The sequence below is a fragment of the Bacillus sp. AL-1R genome (assembly GCF_052180195.1).
Classification (GTDB): Bacteria; Bacillota; Bacilli; order Bacillales; family Bacillaceae_G; genus Gottfriedia.
This window is the reverse complement of record NZ_CP197469.1, coordinates 1,031,970-1,057,804: the sequence shown is the minus strand read 5'-3', so window position 1 is coordinate 1,057,804 and position 25,835 is coordinate 1,031,970. Positions and strand designations below refer to the sequence as shown.

The window sequence follows — 25,835 nt, the reverse complement described above, 5'->3', positions numbered from 1 at the left end:
GCATCGCTTTTTCTATAACTTTACGATATGACCCCCATCGAAAAAGTATAGATACTTAGCTTTAACTAATTTATCCATACCTGCTTCAATTGCCTTTGAATAAAGATCGAGTTGAACCCCGTATCTTCTAACAGCTTCTTGCTTCAATGCTTCCCTTGTTGCAAATGCACTAGTTCGGTCAGTTTTATAATCTAGTAATATAACCTCGTCTCCATCAATTAAAAGTAAATCAATAATCCCTTGGATTAATATAACTTCCTCTTCGTCTTCCCAATCTTTATATATTTCTTTTGAAGATACACCATAACTAAATGGTACTTCGCGCAGCTTTTGATTTGAGTTTTTCACTAATTGACCTAGCTCTGACTGACAGAATTCAAAAATCTCCAAGCTATTTACAGCTTCCCCTTGCTCTTTCGTTATTAACTCTTTAACAACCATACTATTTATCTGATTTATAATTTCTTCATGAGATGAAACAAATTGATAGTCTAAATTTTGCATAACAGCATGGGTCGCAGTTCCTTTTTCAGCTGAATTCAATTTTTGTTCTGACATAAATTTTGGTCTTTCAAGTGGAAAACCTTTTGTTTTAGTCGCTGTAAATCTTTGACTATATGGATCTTCCTCTTGCAATTTTCTTTTTAATTCAGTAACTGATTGTTTCGGTCGATGTAGAGTTGATTGTCTATGATGATATTGCCAGTTTAATTGGTACTCAAGTTTTTCATAAAGCTCATCATTGTTAATTTGAATCGGTTCCTTTGACTGAAAAGCGTGGAATACTTCGACTTTATTATTTTCTACTTCCTCAGCTTCGAATGATTGAATTGTAGAAGCATCGACAATTGAATAATTCCAACGACACGGGTAAAACTGAATTTCATTTTTTGCATGCCACAAATCATCTTCAAGTCTAATAGCATTACTAGAATCGTGACGAATAATCGAAGGACCAATCCAATCAAGATAGCTTTTAGCTCCACTAATAACGTTTAATGGCAGAAGCCACTCTTTATGATTTTCAATTTCCTTCCAGCTTTCAATCATTTTTTGGGCATCATTTACTTTACCTACTAAAATAAGCTTTTCTCTTGCACGAGTTAATGCAACATAAAGAATTCGTAACTCCTCGGAAATTAACTCTTCATGTTCCTTTCGCTTGATTGTTTCCTTCAAAAGAGTTGAATTAGTTGTACGATACGTAGGGTGAACAAAATTCATACCAAGACCTAATTCTTTTTGTAAAATGAATTTGGCCCTTAAATCTTGCATATTAAATTGCTTTGATGTATTCACGACAAACACTACAGGAAACTCTAATCCCTTACTTTTGTGGATTGTCATCATTTGAACAACATTTTCTTGATCACTTAAAATACGAACCTCATCTAGCTTTTCATCTCTTTCTTGCATACGATCTAAAAATCTTAAAAACTGAAATAGACTTCTATAGTTTGATTCTTCTAATGCTTTTGCACGATCAAATATCGTAATTAAATTCGCTTGCCTTTGTTTACCACCCGGTAACCCTCCGACAAAATCATAGTATGTAGATTCTTTTAAAACCTTCCAAATAAAGATTGAAAGTGTCTCCCTTTTAACAAGTCGTTTCCATTCCTTTATTTGTTCAAAGAAATTTACTAATTTAATTGTAAGCTGTTTATGACGGTTTTCATAATTATTTACATAATCTTGACATGCATCGTAAAAAGAACCATTTTTATGATTAAGTCTAATCATCGTTAATTCCGGTTCTGAAAGTCCAACAATCGGAGAACGTAAGACTGATGCAAGCGGAATATCTTGAATGGTATTATCGATTAGCTTTAATAAATTTATAAAGACGACCACTTCAATTGTTTCAAATAAATCCTTTGATTTCTCTGCATATAGCGGGATACCTAACACTTTACATTCTTCTATATACAAATCAGCATTCGATAATGAACGAGCTAAAATAGCGATATCATTATATTTTACCGGTCGCATTTCTCCAGACTTTTCAGTTACTAAATATTCACTTTCAACTAAATCCTTTATTCTTCTTGCTACGTACCTTGCTTCAATTTGTTCAAGCTTTTCTTCAACAAGATCATCGTCTTCTTGTTCACTATACTCAGGTTCATTTTCTTCTTCATCCGAATTCGTTAATAAGATTAATTCAGCAGCGCAGTCTGAGTATTCAGGATAGCTCGCACCAAGCTTTAGCATCGCATCTTCATCGTACTCAATTCCACCAATTTCTCTTCCCATAATTTGTTGAAAAATAAAATTGGTTGCATCTAATACTTCCGCTCTACTTCTAAAGTTTTTAGATAAATCGATTCTCAAGCCAGTTCTTTCATTTTTCTCTTTTTCATATAAATTGTATTTATTTATAAATAGCTGTGGTTCTGCTAATCGAAAGCGATAAATCGATTGTTTAACATCCCCAACCATAAAAAGATTACCAGAAGCTCCTGTGCCTTTTGTGATTAATCTTAAAATCGATTCTTGTACATAGTTCGTATCTTGGTATTCATCAACTAGCACTTCACTAAATTTTTCTTGGTAAACTCTTGCAACTGAAGAAGGGACTAATAAATCTTTTTCGTTTTTTTCCTTTAAAATTTCAAGTGCATAATGTTCTAAATCATTGAAATCTAAAATTCCATTTTCCATTTTTGCCTGTTTAAATAACACGATAAATCGATTAACAAGACCAATTAACTTTTCAACTAAAGGCTTTAATTCACTTATTTGTTTTAATTGAATGTCAATACTTCGACTAAAATACTTATCTCTTATCTCATCAATCTTCTTTTTAACATCTTTACGGAAATTCGCTACTAATTCCTTTTTCTGTTGATCTCCCTCTGTCTTTTTAATAGTTGGCAATCGATTAAATACTATTTTTTGTAGTCCGACATTTATTTCTTCCCATGATTTTTCTGAAGCATGAAATAAACATTCTAAATTACTATATTCCTCTTTAAACACATCAGCATACTTTATTGGGCCATCAGAACTTTCAATTATATCCAAAGCTTGTTTATATGTGTTTATACAAGCAATCAAATCATCTTGAATAAATTTCTTAAGCTCTTGAATAAATGGAATCTCATCAACCGGTTTACCCTCAATAGTATATTGATGAATGAATGCATTTAAAAACTCACTTGGATTCGGGTTAGAAATTGCATGACGATAGAGCTTTAATATTAATTTTGGTAGATCATTATCATCACGATCACTAGTATATCGATCAACTAAATCAAAGAAGACTAGATTCGTTTCATCACTATATTCTGACTCCATCAACTCTTCTAACACTTCATCCATTAATAATTGAATCTCAATTTCTTCTGCAGTTCGGAAGTTTGGATCTAATTCTACCATATAATAATTTGATCGAATGACTTCAGTACAAAATGAATGAATAGTTGAGATTGAAGCCTTATTTAATAAAGATGCTTGTTTCCTTAAATGTTCAGATTCAGGATTATTTACAAGTTGTTTCTCTAATGCAATCCCGATCCTTTCTTTCATTTCCTGGGCACTTGCTTTTGTAAAAGTAACAACAAGTAATTCATCAACATTTATGGGATTTTCATCACGAATGATTTTTTGGATAATACGTTCAACAAGGACAGCCGTCTTGCCCGAACCAGCGGCAGCGGCTACAAGAATATCGGAGCCTTCGAAATCGATCGCCTTTTGCTGGTCGACTGTCCATGTTGTTTTACTTTGGTTATTTTCTTCTTTACTCATGCTTATTCACCACCTCGATCATTTTTTGTAACGCTTCGCTATCTTCTAAAGGAGGTAGAACACGATATTCATTTCCTTTTACATTCGCATCAAATTGACATACTGATTGGTACGAGCAATATGTACAAGGAATTTTATCCTTTTGCTGATATGGATTTGCTTCTACAAAACCTTTGTATATTTGCTGACCAGCTTCAGTAAATTTTTGCTTTATAAAATCCGTCATCATTGGATATTGTTCAGGCTTTACCGTTTTTGAATATTTCGCCATGTACTCCCCGGTTTTTTTAAGCCTAATCGGTACTATTTTTGAAGAGCTTCCATCTTGAAGTAATGCTTCATCCATTAACGAATTACTTTCTCGATCTTCTAATAGTAATCCATTCATTTTAAACTTTTTAAAGATTTCATCCTGAATTTCATCGAGTTCGATATTATTTTTAACGTTAACAATCGGATTTTGAACATGGAAATAAAGAATACCAGCTGGGTCAGCCTGTTTTCCAAGTAAAGTTGTTGAATTTGCTACAGCTATATCCAAATAAGTTAATAACTGTAAAGCAAGTCCATAGTAAACATCTGAAAGTTTTAATTCCTTTTTCGTCGATTTATAATCCAAAATTCGTAAATAATCGCCTTTTTCACTAGTTGCTTTATCAATTCGGTCAATTCGGCCATTTAAAATCATTCTTCTCTTCCCATCAATCGGAAGTTCATAAGAATTTAACTTTTTACCAATACCAAATGGCACCTCTAAAGCAACAGGAACGAATTTGCCTGCCTGCTCTTGTTGACTTAAAATTGAGGATACTTTCGCAATAACATCCTTCATTTTTTTCTTTAAAAACAGATATCGATTCGTACTTAGCAAAATCTCACGTTGAAACTTTGGAGAGATTTCATCTATTACTTTTGCTGCTAGTTCATCACATTCATTACTTGTTAAACTACTCCAGCTTTTTCCGGCCTGTAAAAGATTCTCTCCAATAATTGTAAGGGCACTATGGAATAATTGACCCATATCAAATGATTCAAACTTATAAATTTCACGTTCTTGAAGCTTAAGACCATATCGTGCAAAATGGGCATATGCGCATTGATGGAAAAGCTCAATTCGTGATACCGACCCACTCAATTCTTCCCCATATAATTCTGTACTTAAATCATCCCCAAGATTTTTCGCAACATTGTTATACATGACACTACTAATCACTTTATACAATTTATCTTTTGAATCAATATTTTCTCTTAAGACATTATAAAGCGTCCACCATAAATCCATATTCGTTTCAGTTTCCCTATTCGACCAAACTTGAAGTTGAGACACTAAATTCGTTAACGCTGTACCATAATTTGTAATAGATTTTAACTGTTCTTCGACGGAACTAAATGTTAAGTCTCCACTTTCGAATTGTTGTTGAATAGTTGGGAAAATCGATTTTATCCTTTGGATCAAACTTGATGGAGCAAGACTTTTCCCATCATCACTTGCTAGTGGATAACTAATGATTAACGCGTGACTAGCTCGATTAATCCCGGTATAGATATTAAAATTTTCTACAAATAATTGATGCTTACTTGTTGGTGCTACTTCTACACCAAACGATTGTAAAAACTCCCGGGCAGTATCGCCTAATAATCCGTCCTCATTAGCCTTCCTTGGAATAACCCCTTCATTTACACCAATGACATAAGCACACTTTACATTTTGTAATCTTGAATGATCGAAATCAGCTATGTTTACTTGATCTAATGATGCAGGGACATTCGCAAATTGCAGTGATTGAAAACCAGTTTGAAGAATTTCAAAAAATGTTTTACGTGACAGTTTTTCTTCTCCTATTAATTCAACGCACTCATCTAAAAGTTGAATAAACCCTTTCCAAACTTGCTCGTGATCTTTTGATTCAATTAAGTTAGATCGATTTTCAGCATCATCCTTTAAACGTTGCAGCTTTCTTGAAATATCCAGTGATTCAACAAATTCATACAATGCTACACACATTTCTTTTACATTTCTTGCTTGCTTTAGACTAGCTTGAAATGTAAGAATTGGCTTTACTAATAAATCTCTTATTGAATTGATTAATGCCTCAAATTCTAACTCTTCGTTTGTTATCCCTCTATCAATACCATCAGTTGAGCGATACTTACGATACTTCCACGGCTCTTGTATCGTCCACCTTTTCCCTTGCTTACCATATGCTATACAGTAATTCTCAAATAACTCGAGCTGTTCTCGATTCTTATCACGATTACTTTCAAATGGATAAACTAATTCCGTTTTATATGCATTGAAAACTGATTCATATCTCCAATTTCTTTGAATGATATCGAAAGTAGCTTGTAAGAACGTAAATAATGGATGTGTTAACATTGAACGCTTTTCTTCTATGAAAATAGGTATTTGATACGCATGGAAAATAGTCGATATCAAATGTGAATAGGAATCTCCATTTCTTAAGAAAATCGCTATATCACGATATCGGTATCCTTGATCACGTACTTTATTCATAATATCTTTTGCAATCCCATTAACTTCAGCCCGTCGATTAGATGCCGACATAATCTTAATCCCACCCGAATCATACGAAGGATTTACAGGTCTGTTATCAAAATTCGTTTCGAAATACTTCAAATCATTTGATTGATTTCTAAAGTTATGATGACAAATAACAGGTTGCTTTATTGATTGCTTTGTATTTAAAGCAATCTCTTTAATTTGTTGATATAGAAGCGCTGGTTTATAAAATAAATATAATTCATGCGGTAAAAAATCATCATATGGCCGATCGATTGTTAGAGAGAAATTTACCTCACTACAATTTTTCATTAGCTCCTCAATTACATTTCGCTCTTGAGGTGCCAAATCATAATATCCATCAATATAAATAATACTGTCTTTAATATAATCACTTTTAGGTAATTCTTGAATCAACAAATTTAAGTAGTCTTCTGAGTCAAGATACTTATCTTTCATATATGTATTAAAGGCATCAAACACTATTTGAATATCATTTATCTTTTGTTGGATAAAAATATGATCCTTTGATGAATTTTGTTCCATTTGTAAAATAACAGAAGATAATTCCTCTGAGGAAACTTGAAAACCTTTAAACTCAGCAATAAGCCCTGTTAGTTCATTATAAAATCCTTGTCGATCAGCTACGTGATGAAAAACTTTCAATTCTTCTTTCTTTTCTTCAATAATCTTTCTTAGAATCATAGAAATTCCAATTTCACCAATATGAATCCGACTGATTCCGCCTGTTTCTTGTAAAACCTTCCAAGCTAATCGAGTAAAACTAAAAACTTGGGAATTAATAATTGCTTTTTTTTCCTGCCTTTTAACTAATTCATATTCCATCTGAAAGGTCATTTGGTCAGGTACAATAAAGATGATATTTTTTGTTTCATTCTTTAATCTATTTGTAATTTCATTTAAAATGTGATGTGTTTTTCCGCTTCCTGCACGTCCTAATATAAATTGAAACATCTTAGAATCCCTCCTTATGTAGTAGAATATTAGTTATTATAAAAAGTGTACCTAATAAGAAAAGCCCCCATAAGGAGCTTATTTGTTAAAATTCGTATTCAAACTTGAAAGTGGCCAATAAAGTAAATCAACCTTCCCTACAATTTTATCAATTTTTACAAATCCAAACAAACGACTGTCATAACTTTTTGGTCGATTGTCCCCCTCAACAAAAACATAACCAGGTGGCACTTTCGTTTTACCAGTCACTTCATTTAAATTAAAATCAGCTGTAAAAGGTGTTCCTTTTATTGAACTCTTGTAATCATCTAGATATGGTTCATTCCATTTTTTATTGTTTATATAAAGCTGATCATCTTTATATTCAATTGAATCTCCAGGTAAACCAATCACTCGTTTAACATAATCTTCATCCTTATTTGCATGAAATACAATGACGTCAAATCTGTTAATATCTCCAATTTCATAGCCAAACTTATTAATAACTAGTAAGTTTCCATCCTTTAAAGTTGGCATCATTGATTCCCCATCAACTACATAGGTAGAAAACAAGAAAGTTCTAACGATAAAAGCAATTGCAATCCCAATAAAAATTGCTTTTCCCCAGTCAAATACTTCTTTTCTAAGCATAAAGATGCTCTCTCCCTTCATGAGTAATATGCTTTATTGCTCATCAGATGATCGAGACACAATCTTTTTCTCTGTTGTTTTTTCTTTGAGGTCCATACGTTTCTCAATCACTTTTCCAACAACCCACAACACGGATATAAATATACCTATGTACAATGCTTTAATCGGATTTTGAAAAACTGAAGTTAAATCTTTCCCTAAATAACTAATCATCGCAATCATCGTAAACTTTCCGAGTACTAATGCGATTAGAAATTGTTTTATTTTAATACGTGACAAACCAGCAACAATATTTATTAAAAAAGATGGTGAAAACGGAAATGCAAACATAATAAAAATCGGACCAAATCCTCTTTTTTCAATCCACCCTATTGATGATTCTACCTTCTTATGCTTACTTACAAATGAAAAAAATCGTTTCTGACCAAATTTTCTAACAACATAGAATAATAAAATGGAACCTAAGCAAGAACCAATCCATGAATATAAAAAACCTAATAAAGGACCAAAAGCTGCTGCATTAGCAAATACAAAAATAACCAAAGGTAACACTGGACAAATTGCTTCAATAAAAGGGATTGAAATTCCAACTAATGGACCATAATCTTTGTACTGTTGAATGAGATGTAAAAAATGTTCTTCTGTAAAAAAAGCCTTTAAGTCAAAAACGTTCATTTAAATATGAATCTCCCCTTAAGCCGTATTTCTAAATAGATATCCTTACTGTTAACATTATCACATATAACTATTTATTCAATAATAATAAATGATTCTAACAAGTATTTTTTGTAATAATTTGACTGATGATCATATAAATATTTTTTTACTAATTTGCTCCTAATAATGCTTAATGTAATTCTAATACACTATTTTTAAAATAGATAAAAAAACTACTTCACTTAATGGAAAAAGGAGATTTTCAATGCGTTGAAATAGGATTTGTTAATTTAATAAGTACTTCTTAGTCTGTTTTTTGTAAGTCTTTCAATGCGTATTTCATTTAATAAACATAGAATTGAAACGCTTAGAAACAACTAAAAGCAGGAACGGTTTTAGTTAGTCCTCCTATCAATTAATTCAAGGTAGTTTTCTTCAAAAACTAATTAAATCTACTCTATTAACTAATAAAATAGTACATTTTAAATTAAAGTGATGCTAGTCCAAACACTCTCTTCTTGTTTTGAATTTAATATATTATCTTTAATAAAAAGGAGAGATAGGAATGTCTAGTAAAAATACTGAATTACTAGTAAATGGTGGATTTGAGTCAGGAGTTTTAGCTCCATGGACAGTTGTATTTGGAACTGCAGCTGTTTCAAATGCAAAACGACAGTTCGAAGGAAACTTTGTAGCAGTTATGGATCCTAATTCGGCTATACGCCAAGTAGTTAGTAAAGGATTAGAAGAAGAAATCGTATACCGATTAACTGGTTCACTCGCTGATGATAATACTACTTCTGGAATAGATTCTCCAGAAAATCCAACAACAGTTGTCACATTACAATTCATAGATAAAAATGGAACTGTTCTACAAACTTTTACAAAAACATTTAATAGATTAACGCTACCTGAAATGAATGAAGGGAACTATAGAGTCTTTAATCTATTGGCACAAGCACCTGAGCATACTAAAGGAGCGATTGTTACAATTACTATAGGCGCTGATGGATTTTTTGGCACAGAAGGAATAATTGTAGATGAATTTTCTCTAATTCAAGAAAATGACGACTAAGGATAAATTGTAAAATGGTATGAATTGTTTGTATTTCATTCCAGTAAAAAAGAATTGTATTTGAGACCCAATTTGCTACTCCATTAAAATCAATTTGGCACAAAAAATTAAGACAGGTTGATATAGATTAATCTTAAGAAGGAAGTCCTATGCCTATATGGAACAGGGCTTTCTAAATTGGTCAAAAACGTATGAATGATCTCCCTTGATCAACTGATATGAACGAAACTGTCAACTCACCATTCCCAATTCCAACAACAATAATATCTTTTGAAACGTCTAAAACAATAATTTTTTGACCATCCTTCATAATACACGGCTCCTTTTGTTTGTAGCTCTACATTTGGTTTTGGTAGACTTTTTTGATTACTACCATTCTTGCCAAGTGCAACCTACGAAAAGCAAAATGGAGCCGTTTCGTTCATTATAACTAATCTGGCATTATGTTGAATTAGAAATAACAAATAATCCTACTTATTAAGAATTTAATGGATTAAATTTCGGAATTTCTCAATACTCTCTTCCTTTACCTAATTTTCAATTAATCACTATAAAAAAACTACTTCACTAATCGTTAAGTAGTCAAAACTTAATCTTTCACATTTATTTTTCGTGTATTGATATTCCTTTTATATATGAAGTAATTTCGTTATCAGGGATTAGTTTATAAGATTTCTGTTGGATATTTTCAGGATTGAGCCGATCCTCATAAATAGCCCTTAAATGTGCAGTTCGGTATAATTGGTTTTCAAATGAGCCTCGGGATATTTCTAATGGAAGTTCAACACCATTCATAAATACAACTACTGATCGATTATATTTACCGCCTCTGAAATTAGCAACATGATTGTAGGAGATCCAAGAACATTCTACTTTTAATGAAGATGAAGTGGGGAAAAAGAAAATTTGATTCATTGAGCTGATCGCTATTGGTGGTTTATGAGTGATGGAAATCATTTGTTTAGTTCCTTCGCGCCTTCCCCGGTAACTACTTCCGAAATAAGCACAGCTTCTTTCAATAATTTCAATCGGTTTCATTAAAACATAAAAATTATCATCTGTTTCATATACCTTTGAAATCACTACTAAATCGACCGTAAATTCTGGAATGATTGCCATTGTTGATTTATTAATCTCGTACTCATTTAATACTTTTACTTGTCCTTTCACATGATTCATCCTTACAACTCCTTCTGTTAGTAGTATTGAAATGTTAAATTTTGTTGGCTATTAGCAGTCTCTCAAACAATTAAAATTAAAGGCCAACAATTAAATTTAACAAGATCAGAAAAAAATTTTTTTAACATGAAGTATAGTAGCAACATTGATGTTAGAGAAATAATATCACAAATCTTTATTTATAAAATCATTTTTTGAATACTTTAACAAAAGTGTCATTGTTTACTAAATTTTAGGAAATAGCCAATAGAAAAACCACCTTTCTCATATTTGAAAAAAGTGGTTTTTTACTAAATTATTTAGATGAAAATTGTTGTTCTTCGGTAGAGCCTTTTAAAGCAGTTGTTGAAGAAGTTCCTCCAGTAATTACTTGAGCTACTTGATCAAAATATCCTGTTCCAACTTCGCGTTGGTGTCTTGTTGCAGTATAGCCATATTTTTCACTTGCAAATTCAGCTTGTTGAAGTTCAGAATATGCTCCCATTCCACGATCTTTGTAGTTTCTAGCTAATTCAAACATGCCAAAGTTTAATGCATGGAAACCAGCAAGGGTAACAAATTGGAATTTATAACCCATTGCTGCAATTTGCTGTTGGAATGTCTCGATTGTTTCGTCATCTAGTTTCTTCTTCCAGTTAAATGAAGGTGAGCAGTTATAAGCTAGTAATTTACCTGGGAATTTTGCATGAATTGCATCTGCAAAACGTTTTGCATCTTCTAAGTTTGGCTCTGACGTCTCACACCAAACTAAGTCTGCATACGGTGCATAAGCAAGCCCACGAGCAATTGCTTGATCTAACCCAGCTTTTGTACGATAAAAGCCTTCTGGTGTTCTTTCACCTGTAATAAATTGTTTGTCGACTGGATCAATATCACTTGTAATTAAGTCTGCTGCATCAGCATCAGTTCTTGCAACAATAAGGGTAGGCACACCCATTACATCCGCTGCTAAACGAGCAGAGATTAAGTTACGAACCGCCGTTTGTGTTGGTAATAATACTTTCCCACCTAAATGGCCACATTTTTTCTCCGAAGACAATTGATCTTCAAAATGTACACCTGCCGCCCCTGCTTCGATCATACTTTTCATTAATTCAAATACATTTAATTGTCCACCGAAGCCAGCCTCTGCATCTGCCATAATCGGTGCGAAGTAGTCGATTTCTTCTCCACCTTCTACATATTGAATTTGATCTGCACGTTGAAAAGCCTGATTAATTCGTTTTACAACTGCAGGTACAGAATTTGCCGGATACAAGCTTTGATCTGGATACATCTGACCTGAAAGATTCGCATCAGCAGCTACTTGCCAACCACTTAAATAAATAGCCTTCAAACCTGCTTTAACTTGTTGAATTGCCTGATTTCCAGTTAATGCTCCTAGTGCATTAACATAGCTTTCTTCGTTTAAAAGCTTCCATAATTTTTCCGCGCCTTTTTTCGCCAATGTGTGTTCAACATCAATTGATCCTCTTAATTTAATGACATCTTCAGCAGTGTATGTTCTTGTAATACCATTCCATCTAGAATCAAGCTCCCAGCTTTCTTGTAATTCAGCAATACGCTTTTCACGATTTTTCGTCATATTCATTTCCTCCTAATATTATAAAAAGTTATATCCTTTTAAAGTCAGAAAGTCAGTAAATTCATCGTTGCTAATTAACTCATCAAATAATTCAATTGCTTCTTTAAATCGTTTTGCTTCGAATTGTTCTTTCCCCATTTCTAGTTGGAGCTTCATCATTTCTTCATTTTTTAATGAATCCACTAATTGTAAAGTTATGTTTGTACCATCCTCTAAAACACCTTTTTCATGACGCACCCATTGCCAAATTTGCGCACGCGAAATTTCAGCAGTGGCAGCATCTTCCATTAAGTTGTATAATGGCACCGCGCCTCGACCACTTATCCATGCCTCAATATATTGGATCGCAACTGTTATATTCGTTCTGAGACCTTGTTCAGTAATAACACCACTAGGAATCTCTAAAAGATCCGCTTCAGTTACATTAACATCCTTACGCTTTCTATGAATCTGGTTAGGTGTAGGCATAAATCGATTAAACTGTTCAAGAGCTACAGCTACTAAACCAGGATGGGCTACCCAGGTTCCATCGTGTCCATCCTTTGCTTCACGCTCTTTATCTTTCCTTACCTTTTCAAACGCAATTTCATTTCTCTCTTTATCATCTTTAATTGGAATTTGTGCTGCCATTCCTCCAATTGCTGGAGCATTTCTACGATGACAAGTTTGAATAACTTTTTGAGAATAAGAACGCATAAAAGGTACTTCCATCGTCACAACAGATCGATCAGGTAAAATAATTGATTTGTCGTATCGCATCATTTTTATAAAGCTAAAAATATAATCCCATCTACCGCAATTAAACCCTGCTGAATGATCCTTTAATTCATAAAGTATTTCATCCATTTCAAATGAAGCAGCAATTGTTTCGATTAATACAGTTGCTTTAATCGTTCCAATAGGTATATTCAATTCATTTTGAGCAAATAAAAAAACATCATTCCATAATCTTGCTTCTAAATAACTTTCCATTTTTGGTAAATAAAAATAAGGTCCTGAGCCGTTTTTAATTGCTTGTTTCGCATTATGAAAGAAATAAAGTCCAAAATCTACTAAACTACCAGACATGTTTTCACCATTTACGGTGATATGTTTTTCTTCTAAGTGCCAGCCTCTTGGTCGAACTAATAGTACAGCTGGCTTCTCTTTTAACTTATATGTTTTTCCATTTGAATGAAGTGAAATTGTTCGATTCACAGCATCTCTTAAATTAACTTGACCCGAAATGATATTTTCCCAAGTTGGAGAAGTAGCATCTTCAAAATCAGCCATGAAAACAAACGCATCAGAGTTCAATGCATTAATAATCATTTTTCGATCAACTGGTCCTGTTATCTCTACTCTTCGATCTTGTAAATCCGCTGGAATAGGTGCAATTGTCCATTCACTTTCCCGAATATGTTTTGTTTCCTCTAAAAATTGGAGCTTCCCCCCATTTTGCAATAAGCGCATTCTTTCTTTTCTGTTTAATAACAGCTGCTGTCTACGTTCATCAAATTTCAGATGTAATTGCTCTAAGAAACTTAATGCTTCAGTCGTAAGAATGTCAGTTGAACCCTCTACATGATTACCTAGAACTTTGATTTTTGAAAGCTCAGTTGTCATATGATCCCTCCATTCAGTTATATAACAGATATTGTTTACTTATGTTATTATATAACAGTATATTCGGATTTGATATTAAATTCTGAAAATATTTTCAAAAGAATTTTCGACAGCTCAACTTTTTAAAGAATAAACGTTATTTCACTTAAATAAAAAACACCCTTAATAGGTGTTTTTAGACGAGTGTCCATCATCTATTTCAAATGGAGGAATAAAAAAAGCTTGTAGATATTGGATAAAACCAATCACTCTACAAGCTAATACATCAGTGAAATTATTTGTTATTTCTTTTTTCAGCCGCCTCTAAATACTTCATTCTTTCCAACATACTCGGATGATCATATCTGAATAATTTTACTAAAAATGGTGGATTTACTTGAGACAAACTGTTTTTGGATAATTTTTGAAACGCTATAATTCCTGCCTCTGAATTATTTGTTAGCTTAACTGCATATAAATCTGCTCTTTTTTCGGCACTTCTTGAAAATGCATTTGATACTGGATCAGAAATGAAGCCCACAATTCCACTAATGATCAAAAATAAGGTTAGGATGACGGCAAATTTTTCGCTTGAATGACTACTCCTACTCTTTGATCGTACATACCTCATTAATAAATGAATAATATACAGACCGACTAAACTACCTGCTAGCATACCAAACATTGATTTATAGATATCTTTGTGGACGTAATGTGACATTTCATGAGCCATAATGAACATAATTTCATCTTCAGTTAGCCCTTTAAGAGTTGTATCCCATAATACAATTCTAGCGTTTTTACCTATACCTGTAACATAGGCATTATAAGTAGTTGTCTTAGTAGACATATTTACTTCATATACCCGATGTGCAGGAATATTTGCTTCTTTCGCAAGTGTAATAATTTTCTTTTCTAAAGTTTTATCTTTTAACGGGTAAAAATCATTATATAATGGATCAATTACTACAGGCTGAATAAATGTTAAGAAAATCGTAAAAGGAATACTTAATAGCCATGCAGTTAACCACCATTTCTTTGGCTGTTTTTTGATTAATAAATACACAACATACATCACAAAAAACATCATGGCAAAATTTATCCAAAAACCAATCATTTCATCCTTCATCCACGCATTAAATGTTTGAACAGACAATCCGTATTTCGTCGATAATTTATATCGATAAAAATCAATTGGAAATGTAACGATATATGTAACGATCGAGACAAAGAAGAAATATAAAAAAACTTGTATGAACTTAAATCTAGTCAACTTAGATAATGAGTTACCTAATCTTTCAATTGAGCCACTTAATAATAAAAGTGATAATACAATCCAATCAATCGGTAAGGTAATAAAGTAAAGAACATTTTTTAATGTGCTATAACTAGAGCTTAAATTAGCTTCTTTATGATTCATAAAAGTATGTGGATCTACAAATGTTCCCTTATATTTTGAAGGTAGGTCGGAAGTTGTAAAAACATAAAAATATAACAGGACTAAAATGATATAAACGAGATAACCAATACAAATGAATTTGGTTAATTTAGATTTGGTTTCTTTCCTCATAAAATCTCCCCCCATTCTATATTATCAACTTTGTCCAATTTTTTAGAACAGCAACCTATTATTTTTGTTAAATACTTTAGTTGAATTAAGATTACTCCTAAATAATGATATAAAAAATAAAACCACGACTAGTAGATCGTAGTTTGGAATTTTTTTCTTTCAATCTCATATATTTTCTTCATTTTTTGCTCTGTTTAAGAAGAAAGACCACATTGATTTATCTGTATCCTCTTCTGGAGTTAATTCGTCCCACTTTTTAATTCCAAATACTTCTTCAAAGTAACTGCAATTAACTATAACTAACTAAAAACTTATTAACTATTATTATTTTATAAATAAGGATTTATACCTCTAAATAATTGAGTACAAATTTCTATCTAAAACTACTGACAATACAGGGCTTCACTATTCTTAAACTAAAAAAGTACAACCTTATTCGGGTTGTACTTCTATTACCTCAATTTATTGTGTAACTGAATCTTTTAAAGCTCTTCTAAGTATTTTACCAGTTGCATTTTTTGGTAGCTCTGGAATGAATTCTATTGATCTTGGTACTTTATATTTGGCTAAGTGTGCCTTGCAATATTCAGCCAAAGTTTCCACACTTAATGAAGGATTTTTTGAAACAACATAAGCTTTTACACTTTCTCCAAAGTTTTCATCTGGTAACCCGATCACCGCACATTCAACAACATCTGGATGATTATATATTACCTCTTCTACCTCACGAGGGTATACATTATAGCCGCCAACAAGAATCAATTCTTTTTTACGATCGACAATATAGAAATAACCATCTTCGTCTTTTCTTGCTAAGTCACCAGTATATAACCAACCATCACGAATCGTCATTGCTGTTTCTTCTGGCATATTATAATAGCCCTTCATAATATTAGGCCCGCGGGCAATTAATTCACCTACTACACCTACTGGAACTTCTTCACCAAGTTCATTCACTACTTTATTTTCTACATTGCTAATATTTGTTCCAATTGACCCTGGTTTTCTTGGACGGTCTAATGGATTAAAAGTCGTTACTGGTGAAGCTTCTGACAATCCATAGCCTTCCGAAATAATTACGTTAAATTTCTTCTCAAAATTCTCTAAAAGTGCAACTGGCAATGATGAACCACCCGAAATGCAAAGTCGGATTGATTCAAAGTCTTCAGTCTTACCTTCAGGGTATTGATATAAGAAATTATACATTGTAGGCACACCTGCAAATACAGTTGCTTTGTATGTACGAATAATATCAAATATTTCTTTTGGGCTAAATTTAGGCACTAAAATAACAGTAGCTCCATACATTAAAGGTGCATTTAAAGCTACCGTTAAACAAAATACATGGAAAGCAGGTAAGGTTGCAATTACCTTTTCTGTACTTGAAAAGCCTAAGAAGTGTCCAGCATCCATGGCATTTGAATATAGGTTTTTATGCGTTAACATAGCTCCTTTTGGTTTTCCTGTTGTACCAGAAGTATATAAAATGACTGCTAAATCATCATCATGTAATTTAGGTCCTTTGAAATCTAGATTTCCAAGTCCAACTACATTTGTAAACGATTTCAATTTATTGTTCTCAAATTCATAAGGATTTTCTTGTTTTGTTTCACAAATAATGAAGTGTTCAATATTAGGAAGAATCGGTGAAGCTTTTTCTACTAGTGGAAGAAATAAGTCTAAGGTGATTACTGCTTTTGCGTCGCCGTTTGTTAATATGTATACTAATTCATCTGGTGCATATAGAGGATTTACCGGTATGACAGCCGCTCCAACCTTCAACGCACCGTATAGCGCTATAATAAAATGGGGAGAATTACCAACAACTAGGGCTACTTTATCTCCCTTTTCAATCCCTAGTTTTGAGAGGCCACTGGCAAATTTCGTAATATAAGTTTCTAGTGTTGAGTATGAAAATGTTTGCCCTTCAAAGATAATAGCAGAATGTTCTGGATGTCCCAAAGCTGATTGTGACAGTGTTTCAACTAAATTCAAGAAAAATTACCCCCTTTTAAATATAAAAATTTAAAATATTCTAAATATATTATATTGCTAGAAAACAATTCTGACAAGTGAGAAAACTAGCACTTTTTAGACTTCTAATTTTTTCTGCAAACAAAAAAAGAGTAGTTCCCTACTCTTTTTTTAAAATAATAAACTCATAAATTCTTCTTTCGTTACATTACCAAAATAATGGGTAAAATTAACACCATTTAGCTTATTTTCAATCTCTTGTTGATCAAATTTACTGCCAATCAAAAGCTGTTCTATATCAGAGACATCGCCCACCCCAAAGAAATCACCATAAATTTTAACATTCTCAATGAATCCTTTGTTTACATCTAAACGAAGATCAATTGAACCAGCTGTAAATCTTTTACTTTGTTGTATATTACATTTAGGAGATTTTCCAAAATTCCAATCCCAATTTCGGTATCTACTTTCAGCGAGTTCTTGAATATTTTTTAGATCCTCATCTGTCCATTCGTATCGTTCTATTTTCCCATGTTCTTTAAAAATAGATTGTAAAATTAAATCTTTGAATTCTAGGATTGTTAAATCGTCTTTTAAAAACTCCTTAATGTTGGCAACTCTACTTCGGACTGATTTAATTCCTTTCGATTGAATTTTTTCCAGTTTTACATTTAATGCATTAACAACTTCATCTATATCACTATCAAATAACAATGTACCATGGCTAAACATTCTACCTTTTGTTGAAAATTGTGCATTACCCGAAATTTTTCTACCTTCTGCTAAAATATCATTTCTTCCACTTAGTTCAGCATTCACACCGAGTTCTCTTAATGCCTCAATCACTGGCTCGGTAAACTTTCTAAAATTATGAAAGCTGTCACCGTCATCTTTTGTAATAAAACTAAAGTTAAGATTCCCTAAATCATGGTATACCGCTCCACCGCCAGATAATCTTCGAACGACATGGATATGATGATCATTTACATATGATGCATTAATCTCCTCGGCAGTATTTTGATTTTTACCAATAATAATTGATGGTTCATTAATATAAAATAAAAAATATGTATTTTCAGGATTTAGATTTTTTAGCGCATATTCTTCCATCGCTAAATTTAATGTTGGATCTGTTATCCCCCTATTATCTAAAAATAGCATACGTATCCTCCTATCACTTCGATTTCCATTCAAATCCTGTATAAGCTAAATGAACAAGTCCATTATAATACTTTCTGGCTTCACTTAATAAGTTTTTTGTATCTCCCTTATGCGGAAGATGTGATAATAATAGTTCTTTTACATTTGCTTCATTTGCAATTGTTGCTGCATCTTTGCTGCTCATATGCCCCACTTTAGATCCATCTTGGTTTTCATACATATTACAGTCACTTATCAGTAAATCCGCATTGGAAGAAAACGGTATGAAGTCCTCAGTATAGCTTGAATCAGCTGTATAGACTACCGAGTGGGTTGCCGTTTCAATTCGCATAGCAAAGCAATCTACCGGGTGAACTGTTTTCATAACACGAATAGTAAATGGTCCTAGGTTGAGGCCATCATTCGGATCATATTCATATCCTTTTGTTACTTCTTTATATGTTAAGGAATTAAATTTTGCATGATCAAAATGATGTCCGTATATAGGTAAAGGAAACTGATCCACTCCATCGTTTACAAGTTTGAAGTATTGTAGTACGCCTATATCTGCAATATGATCATGATGATAATGTGATAGGATTACAGCATTTAAGTTATTAGGATCTATGTAATTTTGTAATGTAGCTAATGCACCTGAACCACAATCAACCAATAGATTAAAATTTTTTGATTTAAATAAATAACTTGAAGTTGCCTCACCTTTCCCTGGGTAGCCGCCCCAATATCCAATAACGGTCACTTTCATAAAACAAACACACTCCTTTGTCCTTATTATTTCTATGAAATTTTAAATTTATAAGCTTGTCCTTACTGTTTAACAAAAATAGGCATTTAAATTATTTTTTAAAAATTGTACTAATACAGATTGACACAAAATACGTTGTAGTAATACAATACTAATAAGTTAACTAAAGGAGAGGGTAATATGCTAGTAAAAATGTCCGAATTTTTAAAACGATTACCAAAAAAATTATGTAAACACTGTAATTCGACGATTGAAGAACAACACGACTGCTACAGTAACACTTGCTCCAATTGCTTAAAAGATAGTTTTTAAGTTCCGCTTTATTAAACAGATTATTAATACAGAGACAAAATAAAAAGAGCAACCAAAAAAGTATCAATCTACTTTTTTGGTTGCTCTAATCTTTATTACATTTTTTAAAAGTCTTAATAATTTCGAACTGCTTGTTTTTCATGTTCGAACAAGTATTCAATTGTATCTGAAACTGCTTTTTCACCTTGATCTATGCAGTCAGGTAAGCCGGACCCATAAAAAGAGCAACCGATTACCGATACACCAGGCATTTCTTTTTGTAAATATTGTTCCATATTTCTCGTACGCTCTTTATGATTAATCGTATATTGAGGCATAGCATCTTTCCATCTGGAAACAATATAAAACTCTGGTTTTTCAGTTATATCCATCGTCTTTCTTAAATCTTCTAATACAATTTCAACAAGTTCTTCATCCGTTTTATCGACTATTTCTTTATTGTAAGGTCGTCCAACGTAACAACGTAAAAGAACTTTACCCTTTGGGCAAGCATGTGCCCACTTTTTATGAGTCCATGTACACGCTGTTATATTATAATCATTGTTTCGTGAAACAACAAAGCCTGTACCATCTATATCCTTCTTAATCGCATGCTCTGGAAAAGCAAGTGCAACATTGGCAACTGATGTTGAAGGTACTTTTTTGAAAGGCTCAAATACAGGTTTATCGTTAAATAATTGTGGAATGAAACGATGAGGTACAGTAACGATAATTGAATCTGATTCAATCTTTTCATTATTGCTAAGTACAATCTCATATTTTTTTCCAATTTTATTTATATTAACTACTTGTACGCCTTTTAAAACTTCTTCTGGATCTAACTCTTCTTCAATTCGTTCAACGATTGTTTGAAGGCCTGTACTTACAGTCTGGAAAATACCTTTTCTCGGACCTTTTGATTTCTTTGCAGGCATCTCTTTTTTCATACCTAAAACAATACTTTGATGTTTTTGTTCAATTTGGAAGAATTGAGGAAATGTCGCCATTAAACTCATTTGGTCAATATCGCCTGAATAAATCCCTGATAAAAGGGGCTCAATTAGATTCTCAACTACTTCATTCCCAAGTCTTCTTCTAAAAAATTTACCTAATGACATATCTCCTTGGACATGTGTTTTTGGTAAAACAAAATCTAATCCCGCACGAATTTTCCCTGCTGGTGAAAATAGACCTGAAAAAATAAATGGTTTAATTTGTGTAGGAATCCCCATGTTTGAACCTTCTGGCATACCGTGTAATTTATTATGAGCTAATACATAAGATTTTCCAGAGGAGTTAAATACGATTTGATCTTGAATACCTAGGTTTTCAGCTAATCGATAGGCACTTCTTTTCCTTGCCAAAAATGAATCAGGACCACGCTCAATTACAAATCCATCTTTTCTAACTGTTTGGATTTTTCCTCCAAGCCTTGATGAACCTTCAATTAATTGAATATCAATCGGAAGATTATTTTTTAATTTTTCTTGTTTTAAATAGTAGGCAGATGTCAATCCAGTAATACCGCCACCAATAATGACAACCTTCTTATTCACTTCTTTACCTCCTATTTCAAAACCATATTATTGTTCGTTTAATTTTCTTAATACAACTGTACTAAGTCCACTAATAAATAATGGATCCGTATTTGGCATCGGTGGACGAACATATGCTTTTTGAATTTCTTCGGTTACTTGTTTACATTCTATATCGTTATCATAAAGTACTTCTAAATGTTCACTTACAAATCCTAATGGTAAATAGACGTACGTTTCAAAATCATAATTTTCATCCAACTCACGTGTTAAATCTTGGACATCTGGTCCTAGCCAAGGCTCTGGTGTATTACCAGCACTTTGCCAACCTAGAAAATAATGACGAATATCTGATTGCTGTACTACTAACTCGGCAGTTTCTTTAAGTTGCTCTGGGTATGGATCTCCAAAGTTAAGAATTTTTTCAGGTAAACTATGTGCTGAAAAAATAAATGCCGTTTTCACACGTTGCTCTTCATTCATTGGTTCAAGAATTGCTTCTACCTCACGAACCCAATATTGAATAAATCGTTCTTCCTTATACCAATCATCTACATGGATAATCTTTGGTCCGTCAATTTTTTCTGAATGATTTGTAGCACGTTCGTTATACGATTTAACACTAAACGTAGAATAATGTGGTGCAAGTACGATACTAACTGCTTTTGTTATACCGTCTTTTTTCATTTCATCTACTGCATCTTCAATGAATGGTTCGATATGTTTCAGTCCGATGTACATTTTGAATTCTACTTTGTCTTGGATCTTATTTAAATCTTCTTCTAATGCTTTTGCTTGGTCAATTGTTATTTTTGCTAAAGGAGAGATTCCCCCAATTGCACGATATCGTTCTGTCAATTCTTCTAGCGCTTCTTGGCTCGGCTTTCTACCTCTACGAATATCTGTATAATAACGCTCAATATCTGATTCTTTGTATGGCGTGCCGTAAGCCATAACTAATAAACCGATTTTTTCTTTCATGTCATCACCATAGTCCTTTTAAATTAAGCTTTAACCCTTGATGAATACTCATGTACAAAACTTGTTAAACGTTTAAGAGTATCAGGATTTACTTCAGGGAATACCCCATGACCTAAGTTGAAAATATGACCTGGATTTGCCATACCCTCATCTAATATTTCCTTTGCACGTTTCTCAATAACTTCCCATGGTGCTAATAAAAACGAAGGATCTAAATTCCCTTGAAGTGTTTTCGTAATGCCTAAAGAGCGAGCTTCAGTAATAGAAGTTCTCCAATCTAAACCAATTACATCTACAGGTAGTTCATTCCATTCATGAATTAAATGACTTGCTCCAATTCCAAACATAGTCGTTGGAATATGATCTGCTTTAAGTGCTGTAAAAATTTTATCCATGCATGGTTTAATATAAATGCGATAATCAGTAGCATTCAAAGCACCAACCCATGAATCAAATAATTGAATTGCACTTGCCCCTGCTTTTACTTGAGCCTTTACGTATTTAATTGTCATGTCTGCTAAATGATCCATTAAAGCAAACCATGCTTCTGGCTCTGCATACATAAATGATTTTGTTTTATTATAGCTTCTTGATGGTCTTCCTTCGATCATATAGCTAGCAACTGTAAAAGGTGCACCCGCGAATCCAATTAATGGAACAGAAAGAACCTCTGTTGTTAATAATTTAATCGTCTCATAGATATAAGGTAATTGCTCTTCTGGATGAATATCAGTTAACTTTTTTACATCTGCTAAAGAACGAATAGGATTGCTTATTACCGGTCCTACTCCTGATTGAATTTCTACGTCTACTCCAATTGCAGGAAGTGGAGACATAATATCTTTATATAAAATAGCTGCATCAACATTATATTGATCCACTGGAAGCGCTGTTACGTAAGCGCATAATTCAGGTTGATGAGTAATTTCAAATAAAGAATATTTTTCTTTTATTTTTCGGTATTCTGGCTGAGAACGCCCTGCTTGTCTCATATACCAAACCGGTGTATGCGTTACTTCTTCTCCCTTAATCGCTTTAAGAAATGTATCGTTAAAATCTTTTTTCATCCTTCAAAGTCTCCCTTTCACTTTTCCAAACTCTACTATTAAATATACTGATTGAACCATTAATTGTATAGAAAACTCGAATTTTGACACATAATGTTCACTGATTTTACATTTTTTCTCAATTAATAGGTCTATTTTACTACCAGACTTTTCCCATTAAAAATTATATCAAAATATGTCTAAAATATCGAATCAATAATCTTTATTTAATACTACTTTTTATAAAATAAAGTAGTTTAATCATTCTTTTTTTTATGTTCGATTTGATCTCATAGTTCAATCTACTTAATCTCTTTACGATTATTTTTTAAGAGATACAGTTTTTTTATAAATAGTTTTAATAAGGAAATAAAAAACTCCCCTTCAAATCATGTGATAAGAAGGAGAGCCTTAAAATGTCTATTCCTTATTTCTTATGTTAGGTTTGACAAGTTTAGACCTCTGACCTTCTTCTTTTGTTTGAGGATTGTACGGTACTACATAATAAGAAGGTACATTAAATACATTTACGAAGGAATCTTTGTACTCATCTAAACCAGTAACAGTATCTATTAATTTCTCTTTTCCATTCTTCACTCGATAGATTCGATATTGTTGTCTGTGGTCAGTTGGTGCATTCCAATTAATGACAACCGTGAATAATCCAAATGGAGAGAAAGATACTTTTGATTGAACATTAGAAATAGGCTCTAAATTTATCGGTGATTCTAAATCGTCGATATTTTTTGGCTTTTTAAATTTTGTAGATGGTTCTCTTCCTGCTTCACTTAAAATCTTTTTGAATAATATAGTTGGATAGGTACTACCATTTCTTAAGTAATGTTTTGAATCTGTTTTATCATATCCCATCCAAATTGCCCCTACAACGTCTGGTGTATAGCCTACAAACCAAGCATCTTTGTTTCCGTTTGTTTGGCCAGGTATATTCGTAGATCCCGTTTTACCAGCTAAATCGCCATTAAAACTTCCTCTACTAGCTGTCCCTTCATTTACAACACCTTTTAGCATTTTCGTCATATACCAAGAGGTTTGTGATGAAAACACTTTATATTCCTTAATTTTCACTTCGGCAACTAATTCATTATTTCGATCATAAATCGCATTAATAACGAAAGGCTCTAATGCATCTCCATCATGATCAAAAGCGCTATAAGCTTTTACTAGCTCTAATGGTGTTAAACCAATCTTAAGTCCCCCAAGCGCCATACTTAAACCTTGATCAGGAATACTCAAATCCATTTTTTCTAGATATTCTTTTGCTTGATCAATTCCAATATCATTTAATAACCATACTGCTGGTACATTCGCTGACTCTATTAATGCATTAAACATCGAAATTGTCTTCGTATAAACTCCATTATAATTTTTTGGTTTATAGTCTCCTAATGCACTTTGCTCATTAGGTAATAAAGAATACGGATTGTAATTTCCAGTTTCAAGTGCTGGTGAATAAACAAGTAAAGGCTTCATTGTTGAACCAGGTTGTCTTTTCACGTTAATTCGATTTAGTCCTTGAAAATAGTAATTTCTACCTCCAATTGCCGCCTCAACACCACCAGTTTCCGAGTTTATTAATACGAAGGCACCTTCAGCATTTTGATCAGTTCCCGGAAAATAGTTTCCATTTTTAAAATACTTATAGGCGGTTAATTGTGTTTTTTTATGGATTGGAACGACAACTTTGTATCCACCATTTAAAAGTTGGTCATAAGAAATGCCGTATTTCTCTTTTGCTTCCTTTATAACCATATCTATGTATGTAGCATATCCATTTTCAAATTTTTGTTCTGTAATATGTAATACTGTTGGTTTGCTTTTAGCTTTCTCATATTCTGATTCAGTTATATAATGAGTATCTAGCATTTTATATAAAACAAGATTCCTACGTTCTAAAGATCTCACCGGTTGTGTGATTGGATCATAATGTGACGGAGCTTTTAATAAGGCTGCTAGAGATGCACTTTCTTCAATCGTCAAATTTTTAACATCTTTCCCGAAATAATATTTTGCAGCCCCGCCAATGCCATATACACCGTGACCGAAATAAACTTGGTTTAAATACATTTCTAGAATTTGATCTTTTGTATACTTTCTTTCTAGATTAATTGCTATAATGACTTCCTTTGTTTTTCTCATAAATGTTTTGTCGTGCGTCAAAAAAACATTCTTTGCAAGTTGTTGAGTAAGTGTACTCGCTCCTTGTACTTTACTAAATGCTTTTATATCATTTACTATAGCCCGAAAGATTGATTGAGTATCAATTCCATGGTGCTTATAGAAACGTTCATCTTCAATTGAAACAAAAGCTTGTTTAGTATAATTAGGTATATCATTAATTGAAACGATTTGATGATTTTCATTATATAGCTTTGATATAAAATTCCCCTCTAAATCTACCATTTCAGATGATGAATGGATGACTAACTTATCTTCATCTATAACATAATTACCTAAGAAAACGATTAGTAAAAATCCAACAAAGCTAATTAACAGGACACTTATCAGTCCTATTGCTAAAAATCCCCACTTTTTCAATTATTTCACCTTCATTT

Annotated in this window: 18 protein-coding genes; 2 read left to right on the top strand and 16 right to left on the bottom strand. The window is 32.6% G+C overall.

Annotated features, from left to right (window positions below; all coding sequences use genetic code 11):
• Positions 1–12: 12 nt before the first annotated feature.
• The 4 genes from addA to ACSBO6_RS04890 form a co-directional block, all read right to left on the bottom strand.
• Entirely contained in the window at positions 13–3,753 is a 3,741-nt protein-coding gene (gene addA / locus ACSBO6_RS04905; protein WP_098844327.1) for a helicase-exonuclease AddAB subunit AddA, read from the bottom strand.
• The gene (gene addB, locus ACSBO6_RS04900; RefSeq protein WP_098844329.1) at positions 3,746–7,249 is read right to left on the bottom strand and encodes a helicase-exonuclease AddAB subunit AddB; all 3,504 of its coding nucleotides are present in this window, start codon (positions 7,247–7,249) and stop codon (positions 3,746–3,748) included. The genes addA and addB overlap by 8 nt, the downstream gene beginning before the upstream one ends.
• Positions 7,250–7,327: 78 nt before the next feature.
• Complete coding sequence (gene lepB, locus ACSBO6_RS04895; protein WP_286138238.1) at positions 7,328–7,879, bottom strand: signal peptidase I; 552 nt, start codon at positions 7,877–7,879, stop codon at positions 7,328–7,330.
• 33 nt (positions 7,880–7,912) lie between these two features.
• A complete protein-coding gene (locus ACSBO6_RS04890) occupies positions 7,913–8,554 on the bottom strand; it encodes a TVP38/TMEM64 family protein (RefSeq protein ID WP_098844335.1) in 642 nt (213 codons plus the stop codon).
• Between the two features lie 547 nt (positions 8,555–9,101).
• Between ACSBO6_RS04890 and ACSBO6_RS04885 the strand changes: the two genes are divergently transcribed.
• Positions 9,102–9,611: a hypothetical protein gene (locus tag ACSBO6_RS04885; protein ID WP_098844338.1), complete on the top strand. Its 510-nt coding sequence runs from the start codon at positions 9,102–9,104 to the stop codon at positions 9,609–9,611.
• Between the two features lie 181 nt (positions 9,612–9,792).
• Here the strand turns inward: ACSBO6_RS04885 and ACSBO6_RS04880 are convergent, their stop codons facing one another.
• The 8 genes from ACSBO6_RS04880 to ACSBO6_RS04845 all read right to left on the bottom strand — a co-directional run bounded on the left by ACSBO6_RS04880 (position 9,793) and on the right by ACSBO6_RS04845 (position 19,409).
• The gene (locus ACSBO6_RS04880; protein ID WP_286138239.1) at positions 9,793–9,921 is read right to left on the bottom strand and encodes a hypothetical protein; all 129 of its coding nucleotides are present in this window, start codon (positions 9,919–9,921) and stop codon (positions 9,793–9,795) included.
• Between the two features lie 293 nt (positions 9,922–10,214).
• Entirely contained in the window at positions 10,215–10,790 is a 576-nt protein-coding gene (locus ACSBO6_RS04875) for a competence protein ComK (protein ID WP_098844341.1), read from the bottom strand.
• A 295-nt stretch (positions 10,791–11,085) separates the two neighbouring features.
• On the bottom strand, positions 11,086–12,375 hold the full coding sequence (gene aceA / locus ACSBO6_RS04870) for an isocitrate lyase (RefSeq protein ID WP_098844344.1): 1,290 nt from the start codon (positions 12,373–12,375) through the stop codon (positions 11,086–11,088).
• 18 nt (positions 12,376–12,393) lie between these two features.
• A complete protein-coding gene (gene aceB / locus ACSBO6_RS04865) occupies positions 12,394–13,980 on the bottom strand; it encodes a malate synthase A (protein ID WP_498844253.1) in 1,587 nt (528 codons plus the stop codon).
• A gap of 274 nt (positions 13,981–14,254) precedes the next feature.
• On the bottom strand, positions 14,255–15,529 hold the full coding sequence (locus ACSBO6_RS04860; protein ID WP_098844349.1) for a M48 family metallopeptidase: 1,275 nt from the start codon (positions 15,527–15,529) through the stop codon (positions 14,255–14,257).
• A 462-nt stretch (positions 15,530–15,991) separates the two neighbouring features.
• A complete protein-coding gene (locus tag ACSBO6_RS04855; protein ID WP_098844352.1) occupies positions 15,992–17,524 on the bottom strand; it encodes a fatty acid--CoA ligase family protein in 1,533 nt (510 codons plus the stop codon).
• Positions 17,525–17,674: 150 nt separating this feature from the next.
• Entirely contained in the window at positions 17,675–18,664 is a 990-nt protein-coding gene (gene lplA, locus ACSBO6_RS04850) for a lipoate--protein ligase (protein WP_098844355.1), read from the bottom strand.
• Positions 18,665–18,677: 13 nt separating this feature from the next.
• Complete coding sequence (locus ACSBO6_RS04845) at positions 18,678–19,409, bottom strand: MBL fold metallo-hydrolase (protein WP_498844252.1); 732 nt, start codon at positions 19,407–19,409, stop codon at positions 18,678–18,680.
• Positions 19,410–19,589: 180 nt separating this feature from the next.
• Between ACSBO6_RS04845 and yhfH the strand changes: the two genes are divergently transcribed.
• Positions 19,590–19,721 (top strand): protein YhfH, encoded by a 132-nt coding sequence (gene yhfH, locus ACSBO6_RS04840; RefSeq protein ID WP_098844359.1) that lies wholly within the window; start codon positions 19,590–19,592, stop codon positions 19,719–19,721.
• A gap of 113 nt (positions 19,722–19,834) precedes the next feature.
• Here yhfH and hemY read toward each other — a convergent pair whose 3' ends face one another.
• The 4 genes from hemY to ACSBO6_RS04820 form a co-directional block, all read right to left on the bottom strand.
• Positions 19,835–21,256 (bottom strand): protoporphyrinogen oxidase, encoded by a 1,422-nt coding sequence (gene hemY, locus ACSBO6_RS04835; protein WP_498844251.1) that lies wholly within the window; start codon positions 21,254–21,256, stop codon positions 19,835–19,837.
• Between the two features lie 27 nt (positions 21,257–21,283).
• Positions 21,284–22,216 carry a ferrochelatase gene (gene hemH / locus ACSBO6_RS04830; protein ID WP_098844365.1) on the bottom strand — a complete coding sequence of 311 codons (933 nt, stop codon included), beginning with the start codon at positions 22,214–22,216 and terminating at the stop codon, positions 21,284–21,286.
• 23 nt (positions 22,217–22,239) lie between these two features.
• Positions 22,240–23,283 carry a uroporphyrinogen decarboxylase gene (hemE, locus tag ACSBO6_RS04825; protein ID WP_098844368.1) on the bottom strand — a complete coding sequence of 348 codons (1,044 nt, stop codon included), beginning with the start codon at positions 23,281–23,283 and terminating at the stop codon, positions 22,240–22,242.
• 399 nt (positions 23,284–23,682) lie between these two features.
• Positions 23,683–25,818, bottom strand: coding sequence for a transglycosylase domain-containing protein (locus tag ACSBO6_RS04820; RefSeq protein ID WP_098844371.1), 2,136 nt, complete (start codon positions 25,816–25,818; stop codon positions 23,683–23,685).
• Between the last annotated feature and the right edge of the window lie 17 nt (positions 25,819–25,835).